The organism is Kitasatospora sp. SUK 42 (genome assembly GCF_015776785.2).
In the GTDB taxonomy this organism is placed as follows: domain Bacteria; phylum Actinomycetota; class Actinomycetes; order Streptomycetales; family Streptomycetaceae; genus Kitasatospora.
In genome coordinates this window covers 93307-106987 of sequence record NZ_LFMD02000005.1, presented here as the reverse complement: position 1 = coordinate 106987, position 13681 = coordinate 93307, and the positions used below count along the sequence as shown (strand labels likewise).

The window sequence follows — 13681 nt, the reverse complement described above, 5'->3', positions numbered from 1 at the left end:
GCGTTCGTCCGGTCATGACCGACGACACCGCCGTTGCCGCCCAGCCCGAGATCCTCCGCTACGCCGCCTTCGCCGCCCGCCCCGAGGGCGGCAACCCGGCGGGCGTGGTGCTCGACGCCACCGCGCTGAGCGCGCAGCGGATGCTCATGATCGCCGCCGAGGTCGGGTACTCCGAGACGGCCTTCCTGACCGCGGGCACGTCTCAAGGCGCCTACGACGTGCGGTACTTCAGCCCGCTGGCCGAGGTGCCGTTCTGCGGGCACGCCACGGTCGCCTCCGCCGTCGCCCTCGCCGAGCGGACCGGCCCTGGCCGGTACCTGTTCACCACGGCGGCCGGCGACGTCCCGGTCGAGGTCGAGCGCGGCGCCGACGGCCTGCTGCGGGCGACGCTCACCAGCGTCGAGCCCCACGTGGGGGAGGTCGACGCCGCCGACGTCGCCCAGGCGCTCGCCCTGCTCGGCTGGTCCGCCGCCGACCTCGATCCGGCGCTGCCGCCGCGCATCGCCTACGCCGGCGCCCGGCACCTGGTCCTCGCCGTCGGCACCCGCGAGCGGCTGGCCGGCCTCGACTACGACTTCGAAGGCCTGGCCTCCTACATGCGCGCCCGCGACCTGACCACCCTCCAACTCGTCTGGCGCGAGGCCCCCGAGGTCTTCCACGTCCGCGACCCCTTCCCGGTCGGCGGCGTGGTCGAGGACCCGGCCACCGGCGCCGCCGCGGCCGCCTTCGGCGCGTACCTGCGCGAACGGGGCGCGGTGACGGCCCCGACGGTGCTGACCCTCCACCAGGGCGAGGACCTCGGCCGCCCGGGCGTCCTGAAGGTCGAACTGAGCGCGGAGGACCCCCGGGTGCGCGTCTCGGGCACGGCGGTCGCGATCCCGTAGCGCTCGGACGACCTCGGACGACCTCGGACGACACGGAGCGGCCCGGAGCGGCCCGGACACTGTGGGTCGTCGCGGCGTTCACGCCTCCACGCGGAGCTCCCCGGTGCCCAGGGCGATGGTGGCGCGGGGGAGCATCGGCCCGTCGCCCCGGCGGGAGAGGACCACGATCTCCGTGACCCGGGTGGACCGCGAGCCGAGTCGGGCGGCGAACTCGGCGGCGAGCCGGCCCGGATCCCCGGTCCGGCCCAGCGACAGGTGCGGGGTGAAGCCCGACGCGTGGCCGCGGCACCGCGGGAAACGTTCCAGCAGGGCCCGGTACAGGCCCGCCCACGGCGCCGAGCCGCCCGCCGCCGGGTCGAGCCAGACGGTCGCGTACGCCCGGTGCCGGAAGCTGCGCACCCCGCGCAGCCGGGCCGTGAACGGCGGTGTCCGCGCCGCCGCGGCGGCCAGCAGCGGGGTCGCCCGTTCGAATTCCGACTCCGGTACGAACCCGAAGAGCAGGTTGACGTGGGGCGGCCACCTGCGCACCTGCGGGTCGTGCTCCCAGCGGATGTCCTGGATCGGTGGCCACAGCTCCGGCGGTGGGAGCCACGCGACCGCCGTACGGGGCGTCGGTGCGACGTCCAGGACACCGGTGCCCGCGGTACCGATGCCCGGAACGTCGGCGGGTTCGGCCCTGCCGGGGCCAGGCTGTGCTTCCACACCGCCATTGTCCGGCGCCATCCCGGCGCCGGAAAACCGTTCGCGCTCGGGCGCCGTCGTGGGTGAAGCTGCTCGGATGCAGCGAGCGAGCAGCCGGACCGTGACGGTCGATCTCACCCACGGGGACGAGTACTTCGGGCAGCTGGGCCCCTTCGAGGTGGAGCTCGGCTGGTGGTCCTCCGTCGACGGGGTGGTCGAGAGGGCGACGGAACTGGCCGGGGTGCCGGTCCTGGTGGCGCGGCTGCTCGACGGGCACAGCGACGAACCCGGCCACGGCGGCCGGGTGCGCTACCACGCGGAGGCGCAGCAGCGGCCGGTTGCTCTCGACTCCCGCCCCCTGGACGGTGATACGGCCGCTCTGCTGGCCCCCGCCGAACGCCGCGCCGCCTGGGCGACGCCGCAGGGCCTGCGCGAGGCCCTCGACTGGGCCGAGGCGCGGCTCGCGGCGGTCGGCCGCCCAACTTCCGCCCCCGGGCGGCAGATCCGCACCTGGAACCTCTCCGGCCTCTTCCGCCTGCCGACCGCCACCGGCGCCGAAGCCTGGCTGAAGACCACCACGCCCGCGTTCAACGCCCGCGAGGGCGAGGTCATCGCGCTGCTCGGCAGCGTCGACCCGTCGCTCGTCCCGACCGTGCTCGCCGCCGACCCGGCCGGCGGACGGCTGCTGCTGGACCACGTCCCCGGCGAGGACTGCTGGAGCCCGTCCGCCGGGACCGTCGCCGACGTCGTCCCGCGCCTGGTCGCCGCCCAGGCGGCGCTGGCCGACCGCCGCGAGGCCCTCGCCGGCCTGCGCGACCGCACCCCGGGCACGCTGCTCGCCCAGCTGGAGCGGCTGCTCGACCGTCTCCCCGAGGAGACCGACCTGACGCCCGCCGAACTCGACCGGGTCCGCGAACTCGCCGCCGACCTGCCCGGGCTGCTGGTCCGGCTGGCCGACTGCGGGCTCCCGGAGACCCTGGTGCACGGCGACTTCCACCCCGGTAACTGGCGCTCCGACGGTCGGAGTTCCGTGGTGGTCGACTACGCCGACGCCTGCCTCGGCCACCCCGCCCTGGACGGGCTGCGCCCCCGCGCGTACCTCACGCCGGAGGCCTGGCGCCACCACGCCCGGATCTGGACGGAGGCCTGGCAGCGCCACGCCCCGGGCTCGGACCCGGCGCGCGCCCTCGAACTCGCCGAGCCGCTCCATCACCTGTCGTACGCGCTGCGCTACCAGGAGTTCCTGGACCACATCGAGACCGGTGAACGCCCGTACCACGAGGGCGACCCGGCCGCCGAGCTGCGCGCCGCCCTGGCCTCGGCGCCCCGGCCGTAGACTGCCGGGGTGGAACGTACGCCCCCGACCCCGGTGCTCCAGGTGCTCCCGGAGCTGCCGTTGCAGGAGCTGGAGTGCTTCTCCGTCCTGGTGCACCAGCTGCACTTCGGCCGGACGGCGGAGCTGCTCGGGGTCTCCCAGGGCCGGGTCTCGCAGCTGATCAAGCGGCTGGAGGGCCGGGTCGGCGCCCCGGTGTTCGAACGGACCAGCCGCCGGGTCGAGTTGACCGGGCTGGGGCGCGGGCTGGCCGAGCAGGTGGTGCCCGCCTTCGAGCGGCTCCGGGAGGGCTACGACACCGCCCGGGCGCGGGCCGCCGCGGCGGACAGCCCGCTGCGGCTGGGCTTCCAGTGCGCGGTGTACGAGCCGGTGGCGCGGGCCATCGCGCGGCTGCCGGAGGGCGCGGCGCAACTGGTCGAGCTGCCCTGGGGCGATCCGTTCTCGCGCCTCGGCCGGGGAGAGCTCGACCTGGCGATCGTGCTCTCCCCGTGCCGGGAGCCGGGCCTGGAGGTGCTGCTGGAGTTCTCCCGGCAGCCGGTGTACGTGGCCGTCGCCGCCGCGCGGCACCCGGCCGGGGCGGACAGCGTGTCCGCCGAGGAGCTGGCCGGGTTGCAGCTGATCGAGCCGCGCGGGGCGGCGCCCGAGTACTGGCGGCTCGCCAACGCCCCGAGGCGGACGCCGAGCGGGCGGGAGCTGGCCTACCCGGCGGACGCCGCCACCGTTCAGGAGGGGCTCACGATGGTGGCCAGCACCCGCCGGGGGCTGCTGCTGTGCGAGGGCAGCACCCGTTACGTCCAGCGGCCGGACATCCGCTACCTGCCGGTGCCCGAGCTGGAGCCGACCACGCTGCAGGTGGTGCAGAGCGAGCGCAGGCCGCACCGGCTGGCGCAGCGGTTGGTGGAGCTGCTGCTGGCCGAGGTCAGCTGACCCGGGCCGCGTTCGGCCGGGTCAGGAGGGTGAGGAGCAGCCCGGCGCCGGCCAGCCCGGCCGCGGTGAACAGGACGGCGTGGTTCCCGGCCCGGTCGACGACCAGTCCGCCGGCGAAGGAGCCGAGTGCGATGCTCGCGTTGAACACGCCCGCCCAGACGGCCGCCGAGGCCTCGATCCGGGACGGGTCGGCGGTGCGGACCCAGGTCTGGGTGGAGACCGACACACCGCCGTACGAGGCGCCCCAGACGACCAGCGCCAGCAGGACGGTGACGAGGCCGCCGGTGGCGTACGGCAGCAGGACGGCGGCCAGGGTGACGCCGGTGAGGGCGATGGTGACGGCGGTCTTCGGGCGGCGCCCGGACAGCGGGCCGAGGGTGAAGTTCCCGGCGACGCCGGCCAGTCCGTACACCAGCAGGCAGGCGGCGATGACGCCGCTGCTGAGGCCCGCGTCGGCTTCAAGGACCGGGCGGACGTAGGTGTAGCCGGCGAAGTGGCCGAGCACGACGAAGGCGGTGATGGCCGTCCCTGCGGCGACGCCCCGGTTGCGCATGACCTCGGCGAGACCGCCCAGCCGGCCGCGCTCGGCCACCGGCAGCCTGGGCACGGTGGCGGCGATGACGGCGGCGGAGACGGCGCCGAGCAGGGCGAGGGCCCAGAAGGCGGCGCGCCAGTCGAGCAGCGCGGCGAGGTAGGTGCCGAGCGGGACGCCGAGCACCGAGGCGATGGAGACGCCGGAGAAGATCAGCGTCATGGCGAGCGCGATCCTCGGGCCCTCGGCGAGGCGCGGGCCGAGGCTCCCGGCGAGGCCCCACACGATGCCCATGGCGCCGCCGAGCAGGACGCGGCCGACGGCCAGCACCGCGAAGTTCGGCGCGAGGGCGGTGATCGCGTTGGCGACACCGAGCAGCAGCATGAAGGTGATCAGGACGGACCTGCGGTCGCGCAGTCCGACCAGGGCCGGGGTGAGGGGGGAGAGGACGGCGGCGATGAGGCCGGTGATGGTGAGGGAGAGGCCGGTCGTCCCGTCGGAGACGGCCAGGCTGTGGGACATGGGGGTGAGCAGGCCGACCGGCATCATCTCCGAGGACACCACGGTGAAGGTGGCCAGGGCGACGGCGAGGACCGGTGACCAGCGTGGTGCGGCGGGTGAGTCGGTCGGGGGTGCGAGGGTTTCCGCGTTCGTCATGCGGCCAGCTCACCAGCAGGGAGAAGGGCCGAACAAGATCGAATAGCTCATCGATCGATTAGCCGGGCTCATCGATGCCGGGGGTTCGTTCGCCTCGGCTTCCGGCTTCCGGCTTCCGGCTTCCGGTGCCGCCCGCCGTGCCCGCGACGGGTGTGGCGGGCGGCACCGGGCGGGCCTCACTCCGCCGGGGCGATCCGGTAGCCGCCGAGGGCCGAGTGGAGGGTGAGCGCCTCGACCGGGCAGTAGTCGACGGCTTCGGACAGTTCGTCCGTCAACTCCCCGCCGCCGTCGGCGTATCCGGCCACCGGCCGGGCCAGTCCGTCCTCGCCGAGGGCCAGCGAGGCGGGGGCGCTCAGGGCGCACATCCCGGAGCCGATGCAGCGGTCCCGGTCGACCCGGACGACCACCGGCTCGGAGTCCGTACCCGGGCCGTACGCGTCCGGCCGCCCCGTGCCCGGCTCGTCCCTGCCCGGCGTCCCCCTGCCCGGCGTCCCCGTCTCCGGCCGGTCCGTACCCGCGGCGCCCGTCACCAGGTGACCTGCAGCGAGTTGGGGCTGCGGGTGAGCAGCCCGAGCCGCCAGTCGATGCTCTCGGCTGTCGCGACCATCCGCAGCGAGGGCAGCCGGCGGGCCAGCCGGTGCAGGCCGAGTTCGAGCTCCATCCGGGCCAGCCAGGCGCCCAGGCAGTGGTGCGGTCCGGCGCCGAAGGTCAGCAGCGGCGCGGCCAGCGGGGAGAACAGCTCGGTGCGCAGATCCCCGGTGAAGACCGCCGGGTCCTGGTTGGCGGTGTTGATGTCGGCGGCGACCACGCTGCCGGCCGGTATCACCACCCCGCCTATCTCCACGTCCTCCATCGTGCGGCGCAGCAGCCCGGGCGTGCGCTCCCGGGCGTCGCCGAGCGGCACGGCGCGCAGCAGCTGCTCGGTCGCGGCGGCGGCGCTGTCCTCGTCGGAGGCGAGCCGCTGCCAGGCGTCGCGGCCGTCCTCCAGCAGGTAGACCAGGGCGTTGCCGAGGCTGGTCATGGTGGTCTCGTGCCCGGCCACCACCAGGCCGATGACCAGCGCGACGAGCTGAGGCTCGGTGATCGAGCCGTCCTCGGCGGCGGCCGCGAGCAGGCTGCTGACCAGGTCGTCGCCGGGGTTCGCGCGGCGCTCGGCGATCACCTCGGCACCGAAGGCGGCGAAGTCGGCCATCGCGGTGCGGATCGCGTCGGCGCTGTAGGCGGTGGTGGAGAGCGCGTGGTCGCTCCAGTGGGCGAGCCGCTTGGTGTCCAGGTTGTCCAGCGCCATCAGACGGCTGATCACCACGACCGGCAGCGGCCGGGTGTAGGTGGAGACGATGTCGGCCGGGGAGCCGTGGTCGATCAGCTCGTCGATCAGCGACTCGACCACCGAGGCCACCCAGGGCTTCCAGCGGGCGATCGCGCGCGGCGTGAAGGCCCGCTGCACGGTGCGGCGCAGCCGCTGGTGCTCGGCGCCGTCGATGTTCAGCATGCTCTGGGGATCGTCCAGCATGTTCGGCGCGGTGCTGAGCGGCGGCGCGTCCGGCGCGTAGAGCGGGGCGCGGCCCAGGCGAGGGTCGGTCAGCACCTGCCGAACGTCGGCGTGTCGGCTCACCAGCCAGACCGGGGTGCCCGTGGGCAGCGCCGCGAGCCGCGGCGGGCCGGGCTCCAGGTGCCGCAGGCAGTGCATCGGGGGGAGCGGGGCGGTGCCGGTGCCGGTACCGGTCGCACTGTTCTCGGTGGACATCCGTACTCCAGACTCCAGGGCGGTGGACCGCGCGGGGCGGCCCGACGGGGGGTGGATCCGGGATCGTGCGGGGGACGGGCGATTCGGCCAGGGCGGCTCGACTCACGGCCGGGGTTCGGGCGGACCGGGAACGAGGGGGCGCCGTACCTCGCGCAGGGGGCGGGCCCGTGCGCGGGGTGGCGCGAAACGTGCGGGGCGTACGGTCGGTACGCGCCCGGCACGTGCGGCGCGCGGTGGCGTGCCGACGGGTGGGGCAGGTGTGCTGAGCGTGGTCGCGTGGACCGCTTCTGCTACGACCGTACGTGGACGGCGGGGCACCCGTCTGCGGCACTTTGAGCCAACGGCGGCGCTTTCCGGGCAGTTCGAGGCGCACTGATGGGCGCTCAGTGCCACCCGCGCGCCCCTGGTATCGGGCAGCGCCGGGGTGGGCGCCCCATGAGGCGCGGTCAGGCGGCGGATATGCCCACGGCACGTACCAGGGGCGAGCCGCGCCGCCCGCCCGGCCCGGTTCGCGCGGTGAGCCGGATCACCCGACCCGGTCCGTCGGCGGCCGGGGCGGCGGACGATACGCTTCGTGCGCAGTCTTCTGCAGTCGTTTGTCGCAGGTCACGCCGGTAGCAGAGCCGCACCGGCCGACGGAGGTGGAATCGGATGGCCCAGCAGGTCAAGGCAGTCATCGCGCGTGCCAAGGGTGCGCCCGTGGAGGTGACCACGATCGTGGTGCCGGATCCCGGCCCCGGCGAGGCGGTGGTCCGGATCCAGGCTTGCGGTGTCTGCCACACCGACCTCCACTACCGCGAGGGCGGCATCAACGACGAGTTCCCGTTCCTGCTCGGCCACGAGGCCGCGGGCATCGTGGAGTCGGTCGGCGAGGGCGTCACCGAGGTCGAGCCCGGTGACTTCGTGGTCCTCAACTGGCGCGCGGTGTGCGGCCAGTGCCGCGCCTGCAAGCGCGGGCGCCCGCAGTACTGCTTCAACACCCACAACGCCAAGCAGAAGATGACGCTGCTGGACGGCACCGAGCTCTCCCCGGCCCTGGGCATCGGCGCCTTCGCCGAGAAGACCCTGGTCGCGGCCGGGCAGTGTACCAAGGTGGACCCGGCCGCCGAGCCGGCCGTCGCGGGCCTGCTGGGCTGCGGCGTGATGGCGGGCCTCGGCGCCGCGATCAACACCGGCGGCGTGGGCCGGGGCGACTCGGTCGCGGTGATCGGCTGCGGCGGCGTCGGCGGCGCGGCCGTGATGGGCTCCCGGCTGGCGGGCGCGTCGAAGATCATCGCGGTGGACATCGACGACCGCAAGCTGGAGACGGCCCGTACGCTCGGCGCCACCCACACCGTCAACTCCCGCACCACCGACCCGGTCGAGGCGATCCGCGAGCTCACCGGCGGCAACGGCGCGGACGTGGTCGTGGAGGCCGTCGGCCGCCCGGAGACGTACAAGCAGGCCTTCTACGCCCGGGACCTCGCCGGCACCGTCGTCCTGGTCGGCGTGCCCACCCCGGAGATGACCCTCGAACTGCCGCTGCTGGACGTCTTCGGCCGCGGCGGCGCGCTCAAGTCCTCCTGGTACGGCGACTGCCTGCCCTCCCGGGACTTCCCGATGCTGATCGACCTCTACCTCCAGGGCCGCCTGGACCTCGGCGCCTTCGTCACCGAGACCATCGAACTGGACGGGGTGGAGCAGGCCTTCGAGCGCATGCACCACGGCGACGTGCTCCGCTCGGTGGTGATCCTGTGACCGACGCCCGCATCGACCGGCTGGTCACCGCCGGGACGTTCGAGCTCGACGGCGGCAGCTGGGAGGTCGAGAACAACGTCTGGATCGTCGGCGACGACCAGGAGGCGGTGGTGATCGACGCCGCGCACGACGCCGAGGCCATCGAGGCCGCGCTCGGCGGCCGCCGGCTGCTGGCGATCGTCTCCACCCACGCGCACAACGACCACATCGACGCCGCCCCGGCCCTGGCCGAGCGCACCGGCGCGCCGATCCTGCTGCACCCGGACGACCTGCCGCTGTGGAGGCTCACCCACCCCGAGCGGCTGCCGGACGGCGAACTCGCCGACGGTCAGCGGATCGAGGTGGCCGGCACCGCGCTGACCGTGCTGCACACCCCCGGCCACGCGCCGGGCGCGGTCTGCCTGTACGCGCCGGAGCTGGGCACCGTCTTCACCGGCGACACCCTGTTCCAGGGCGGCCCGGGCGCGACCGGGCGGTCGTTCTCGCACTTCCCGACCATCATCGACTCGATCCGCGAGCGGCTGCTGTCGCTCCCGGCCGAGACGGTGGTGCGCACCGGTCACGGCGACCCGACCACGATCGGCGCCGAGGCCCCGGCCCTGCCGGAGTGGATCGCGCGCGGTCACTGAGGCCACGCGGTCACTGAGGCGGCGCGGCCGCTGAGGCCGTCGCGGCCGTCGGTTCACACCGTTCGTGCGGCCCCGGGGGAATTGATCGTTCCCCGGGGCCGTACGATCGCGATCATGGCCCACGACCCGCGCGACCTCGATGACGCCTTCCTCGCCTTCTGGCGCGAGCGGCACATCGCCACCCTGACCACCACCCGCCCCGACGGCACGCCGCACGTGGTGCCGGTCGGCGTGACCTTCCAGCCGGAGGCGGGCATCGCCCGGGTGATCACCAGCCGCACCAGCCGCAAGGCGCGCAACGTCGCCGTGGCCGGGCCGGAAGGCCTGCGGGTCGCGGTCTGCCAGGTGGACCGGGCCCGCTGGTCCACCCTGGAGGGCGTGGCGGTGCTGCGGGACGCGCCCGAGCAGGTCGCCGACGCGGAGCGGCGCTACGCCGAGCGCTACCGCGAGCCCCGGGCGAACCCGGACCGGGTGGTCATCGAGATCACCGTCGACCGGGTGCTCGGCCGGGCCTGAGGACCCGCTCTCACTCCGCGAGCGCGGGGGCGATCCGGCGCAGCACCGACGGCCAGCCCTGCCCCATGCCCTGGTGCGCCTGCCGGCCCATTGGGGTGTCCAGGTCGAAGCCCGCGTGCTCCAGCAGCAGCCGCGTCCCGTGGCCCTCGGGCACCAGCCGCCAGGTGACGGTGGTGTCCAGCGTCCCCTCGGCGAAGCAGTACTTCAGCAGCCGTTCCTCCTCCACCTCGACCACCTGGCAGGGCTGCTGCCCGAACGGCCCCATGTCCAGCGTGAACCGGTGCCCCACCACCGCCTTCACGTCCCCGGAGGCCCACCACCGTGCGTGCAGCTCCGGATCGGTCAGCGCCTCCCACACCCGCGCGGGCGGGTACGGCAGGAACTCGTCGCAGTGGATCGCGGCCTTCTCGGTCATGAACTCTCCTCGTCCAGGAGCTCGCGCAGCGAACGCATCCGCGCCCGCCAGTAGTGCTCGAAGGGGTGGAGCCACTGCCCGACCTCGGCGAGCGGGGCGGGCTCCAGGTGGTAGTAGCGGTGTCGCCCCCTCGGTTCCTCGCGCACCAGCCGGGCGTTCCGCAGCACCGCCAGGTGCTCGGAGACCGCCGGCCGGCTGAGCTCGAACTCCCCGGCCAGCTCACCGGCTGCCCGAGGCCCCTCCCGCAGGCTCTCCAACAGCTTCCGTCGCACGGGGTTGGCCAGCGCGCTGAACACATCGACATCCGCCATGCGGTCCACCATGCGTCGGAAACTCCCGACATGTCAACTTCTCCCGACACGTGGCGTGCCCGGACACAAACGAGCGGGGCCCGCGGCGCCGGGTGCGCCGGGGGCCCCGCTGGTGTCATGCGTGGTCAGGCGGCGTTGGGGTACATCGTCCAACGCTGGTTGGCGTTGCCGAGGCAGTCCCAGATGCCGATGGCGGTGGCGTTGTCGTCCTTCCAGCCGGGCAGTTCGAGGCAGCGGTCGGCGGTCGGGTTGTAGATGGTGCCGTCGGCACGCAGAGTCCAGACCTGGCCGGTGGCTCCGGTGCAGTCGTTGACAGTGACCTCGGCGCCGTTGTTCGTCGCGTTGTCCTTGGTGGAGACGCAGCGGCCGCCGGTGCGCAGGGTGCCGTCGGTGGCGAAGGTGAACTTCTGGGTGGCGCCGCTCCAGCAGTTGTAGAACCGCAGGTTGGTGCCGTTGGCGGCACTCCAGTTGTCGAGGCAGCGAGTGGGGTTGTAGGCGGAGTTGATGTTGTAGCTGACGGGTGCGGGGACGGGCAGGACGCGCGGGGGGTTGAAGCGCGGCAGGCCCGCGTCGGGGGCGGTGCCCAGGTACAGGGCGAGGGTGCCGTCCGCGGCGGTGGTGATCAGATCGGGGTTCCCGTCGCCGTTGACGTCACCGGGGGATTCGACGGTGGGGTAGGCGGCGGAGCTGAAGCCACCGGGGATCACCTGGCCGGCGGCCGGGGCGGTCCACTTCTGGCTGGAGTCGTCGATGCAGTCCCAGAGGATGAGGCGGTTGCCCGGGTCGTTCCTGCCGTTGGGGACGGCGAGGCAGCGGCCGGACTGCGGGTTCCGCAGGGTGCCGGGGTAGGGGCCGTCGGCCCATTTCTGGGCGCCGGTGCCGTTGCAGTCGTAGAGCTGGATGTTGCTGCCGTTGTAGGTGGTACCGCCGGTGACGTCCAGGCACTTGCCGAGGACGTGCAGGGTGCCGTCGGTGGCGCGGGTGAACAGCTGGCCGTTGCTGGTGTTGCAGTCGTAGAGCTGGGCGGCGGTGCCGTTGTCGGTGCGGGCGCCGTAGATGTCGGCGCACATGTTCGCGCCCGCGGCGTTGGTGACGGCCGAGACCAGCTTCTGGCGGGTCGGCACGTGCAGGGACTTCGCCGCGGGCTTGCCGTCGTCGACGAGCGGCAGCGTGAAGGTGCTGATCGCGCCCGTGACGCTGTCACGGACCCACAGTGCCGGGGCGTTGCCGATGATGCCGGGGGCCAGGAGGGTGAAGCCGCTCCAGTCCTCGTTGTCGCCGCCGAGCTCGATGCCCTTGGCGAGCAGGCAGCCGCCGAGCGGAGTGCCCGGGTAGTAGCGCAGGTGTCCGTTCTCGATGGTGACGAGGTTGGGCCGGCCGGGGCTGGTGGCCGTCGCACTCACCGCGGTCATCTGGGTGATGTTGCCCCAGGTGCCGTCGACGCCCTTGGCGCACAGGTCGCTGTTGCCGATCTGTGCGATGCCGGAACGCTTGCTGAAGTGGCCCGGGGTGCCGGCCGGGACGCTCGTGGCGTCGTTGAAGTAGACGTAGAGCCGCTTGCTGGCCTTGCTGTAGGCGAACAGGTCGTCGACGCTGTTCTCGCTGATCGAACCACGGTGCGCGACCAGGTAGTTGTTCCAGCTGTCCCCGTTGGGGTTGTCGCCCTCGGGGCTCTGGAACCTGGTCGAGGCGATGCCGGGCTGGGCCGTGAAGTCGCTGTTGCCCGGCAGCAGGGCGAGGGAGCCGTCGGCGGTGGGGACCAGGTAGTCGGGGGTGCCGTCGTGGTCGACGTCACCGGCGACGACCTTGGTGGCCGGGTTCCAGGGGGCGTAGAAGTCGTAGGTGGCGGCCTGCGGCTGGGTGTTGCCGGCGTTGTCCACCGCGCGGACGTAGAGCCGGTGGGCGCCCCACTGGTCGGGGTTGAGCTTGATCGGGAGGTCCGCGTACGCGACACCGTTGGCGTCCACGCCCGCCGGCGTGGCGCTGTAACCGGTCGTGGGGATGTTGTCGTCGAGGGAGTACTGGAACTCGCGGACGCCGCTGGCGAGGCAGCTGAGGCGGGTGCAGCCGCCGGGGACGGGGTCGGTGCTGGTCACCCGGATGGTGGCACCGGCGTCACCGGCGTGGCCGGTCGGCTTGATCCCGCTGCCCAGCGGGGGGAAGACGGTCGACGGCGCGATCTGCGCCAGGGTCGGCGGGGTGAGGTCGACGTTGAAGGAGCAGTAGAGGCTGTTGCCGCTGCCCAGCAGGCCATCGCTGGTCCAGGCGTTCCAGCCGTACTGGTGGCCGTCCTGGACCGGCCCGCCGATGTTGGCATCGCCCCAGCCCCGGCCGTTGATGGACTGACTCGTCGGCCAGGACGCGTCGGCGGGGTTGCCGTTGCCGTCGGCGACCATGTTGTCCCAGACGTGGAAGCCCACCACGATGTTGGTACCGGGCATGTTCGTGGAGCCGTACGCGTGCAGGGTGATGTCGGCCGCGCCGTTGCCCTGCTGGACGGTCCGGCCGATCCAGCCCGGCTGCCCGTTGCCGCAGGCCGCACCGCTCGGGTTGACCGAGTCGGGGGTGGTGTACATCGAGTCGGGGGTGTTCGGCGGCAGGTCGTAGGTCGCGAGGACGTACGGGTTGGTGTTGAACCGCATGAAGTTGTTGTTGTTCGTCGACGCGGTCTCGTCGCCGAACAGCCCGACCGTCCACACCTTGACGCCCAGCTGGGCGACGGAGCGGATGGCGCCGGTGACGTCGAAGTTGACGGTCTGCCAACCACAGGGGCTGCTGGCACCCTTGGGCCGCTCGGTGGCGATGTCCTGGTAGACGCTCGGCTGGTGGTTCCAGTCGGTGCCGTTGCCGATGCCGTCCCGCATCCACTTCAGGGTGACCGGGGCGGTGATGTTGCAGTCCCCGCGGGCGGCGTAGGTCTCGGTGAAGACCATCTTGGCGCTGTCGATGTACATCCCGGGGCCGACGGCACCGGTGTTGAGCTCGTAGTACGCCCGCTCCATGCCGTAGCAGTTCGACTTGTAGTGCTGGTAGCCGACGCCCTGGCCGTTGTCCTGGGCGATGTCGTACTGCGGGCTGCCGGGGCACCCCTGCTGCACCTCGGTGAAGTGGCTGGTCCCCATGGGCGACGTGGGCTGGAACGTCGGGTCGAGGTACAGCGGCCAGACGGTGTCCTTGCCGCCGAGCAGCTCGGCGTCCGGGGTCAGCGTCACGGCGGAGGCGTCGACGCTGACACCGATCGGCTTGACGTGGGCGCCCGGGCCCGGCCCGTCGACCGAGGAGGCGCTCTCGCCCGCAGCGGCCGGACCGCTC

13 protein-coding genes are annotated in these 13681 nt (G+C 73.5%); 6 read left to right on the top strand and 7 right to left on the bottom strand.

Translation table 11 applies throughout. The features are described 5' to 3' along the window. Window positions 1-14 precede the first annotated feature (14 nt). Window positions 15-884: a PhzF family phenazine biosynthesis protein gene (locus tag RZ50_RS19140; protein ID WP_196949371.1), complete on the top strand. Its 870-nt coding sequence runs from the start codon at window positions 15-17 to the stop codon at window positions 882-884. A gap of 78 nt (window positions 885-962) precedes the next feature. Here RZ50_RS19140 and RZ50_RS19135 read toward each other — a convergent pair whose 3' ends face one another. After that, window positions 963-1586: a 2'-5' RNA ligase family protein gene (locus RZ50_RS19135; RefSeq protein ID WP_308271858.1), complete on the bottom strand. Its 624-nt coding sequence runs from the start codon at window positions 1584-1586 to the stop codon at window positions 963-965. Between the two features lie 76 nt (window positions 1587-1662). On the opposite strand from RZ50_RS19135, the gene RZ50_RS19130 reads away from it, so the two are divergent. Both RZ50_RS19130 and RZ50_RS19125 read left to right on the top strand, forming a co-directional pair. Then, window positions 1663-2901, top strand: coding sequence for a phosphotransferase family protein (locus RZ50_RS19130; RefSeq protein ID WP_196949373.1), 1239 nt, complete (start codon window positions 1663-1665; stop codon window positions 2899-2901). A gap of 9 nt (window positions 2902-2910) precedes the next feature. Further along, entirely contained in the window at window positions 2911-3825 is a 915-nt protein-coding gene (locus tag RZ50_RS19125) for a LysR family transcriptional regulator (RefSeq protein ID WP_196949374.1), read from the top strand. On the opposite strand, the gene RZ50_RS19120 is transcribed toward RZ50_RS19125, so the two are convergent. The 3 genes from RZ50_RS19120 to RZ50_RS19110 all read right to left on the bottom strand — a co-directional run bounded on the left by RZ50_RS19120 (window position 3818) and on the right by RZ50_RS19110 (window position 6761). Then, on the bottom strand, window positions 3818-5014 hold the full coding sequence (locus RZ50_RS19120; protein ID WP_196949375.1) for an MFS transporter: 1197 nt from the start codon (window positions 5012-5014) through the stop codon (window positions 3818-3820). The two genes, RZ50_RS19125 and RZ50_RS19120, sit on opposite strands and share 8 nt — an antisense overlap. Window positions 5015-5190: 176 nt before the next feature. Beyond that, window positions 5191-5544, bottom strand: a complete 354-nt coding sequence (locus tag RZ50_RS29745; protein ID WP_308271856.1) for a ferredoxin — start codon at window positions 5542-5544, stop codon at window positions 5191-5193. Beyond that, window positions 5541-6761 carry a cytochrome P450 gene (locus RZ50_RS19110; RefSeq protein WP_254802879.1) on the bottom strand — a complete coding sequence of 407 codons (1221 nt, stop codon included), beginning with the start codon at window positions 6759-6761 and terminating at the stop codon, window positions 5541-5543. Before RZ50_RS19110 ends, RZ50_RS29745 begins: the two co-directional genes overlap by 4 nt. Window positions 6762-7412: 651 nt before the next feature. On the opposite strand from RZ50_RS19110, the gene RZ50_RS19105 reads away from it, so the two are divergent. The 3 genes from RZ50_RS19105 to RZ50_RS19095 all read left to right on the top strand — a co-directional run bounded on the left by RZ50_RS19105 (window position 7413) and on the right by RZ50_RS19095 (window position 9643). Beyond that, window positions 7413-8498 (top strand): S-(hydroxymethyl)mycothiol dehydrogenase, encoded by a 1086-nt coding sequence (locus RZ50_RS19105; protein WP_196949376.1) that lies wholly within the window; start codon window positions 7413-7415, stop codon window positions 8496-8498. Further along, a complete protein-coding gene (locus RZ50_RS19100) occupies window positions 8495-9127 on the top strand; it encodes an MBL fold metallo-hydrolase (protein ID WP_196949377.1) in 633 nt (210 codons plus the stop codon). The genes RZ50_RS19105 and RZ50_RS19100 overlap by 4 nt, the downstream gene beginning before the upstream one ends. A gap of 114 nt (window positions 9128-9241) precedes the next feature. Continuing rightward, window positions 9242-9643, top strand: coding sequence for a pyridoxamine 5'-phosphate oxidase family protein (locus tag RZ50_RS19095; protein WP_196949378.1), 402 nt, complete (start codon window positions 9242-9244; stop codon window positions 9641-9643). Window positions 9644-9653: 10 nt separating this feature from the next. Here the strand turns inward: RZ50_RS19095 and RZ50_RS19090 are convergent, their stop codons facing one another. The 3 genes from RZ50_RS19090 to RZ50_RS19080 all read right to left on the bottom strand — a co-directional run. Next, complete coding sequence (locus RZ50_RS19090) at window positions 9654-10058, bottom strand: SRPBCC domain-containing protein (RefSeq protein WP_196949379.1); 405 nt, start codon at window positions 10056-10058, stop codon at window positions 9654-9656. Then, window positions 10055-10369 (bottom strand): helix-turn-helix transcriptional regulator, encoded by a 315-nt coding sequence (locus RZ50_RS19085; RefSeq protein WP_196949380.1) that lies wholly within the window; start codon window positions 10367-10369, stop codon window positions 10055-10057. Before RZ50_RS19085 ends, RZ50_RS19090 begins: the two co-directional genes overlap by 4 nt. Window positions 10370-10494: 125 nt before the next feature. Continuing rightward, the coding region (locus RZ50_RS19080) for an RICIN domain-containing protein (RefSeq protein WP_217680648.1) at window positions 10495-13681 on the bottom strand (3187 nt) is incomplete at its 5' end.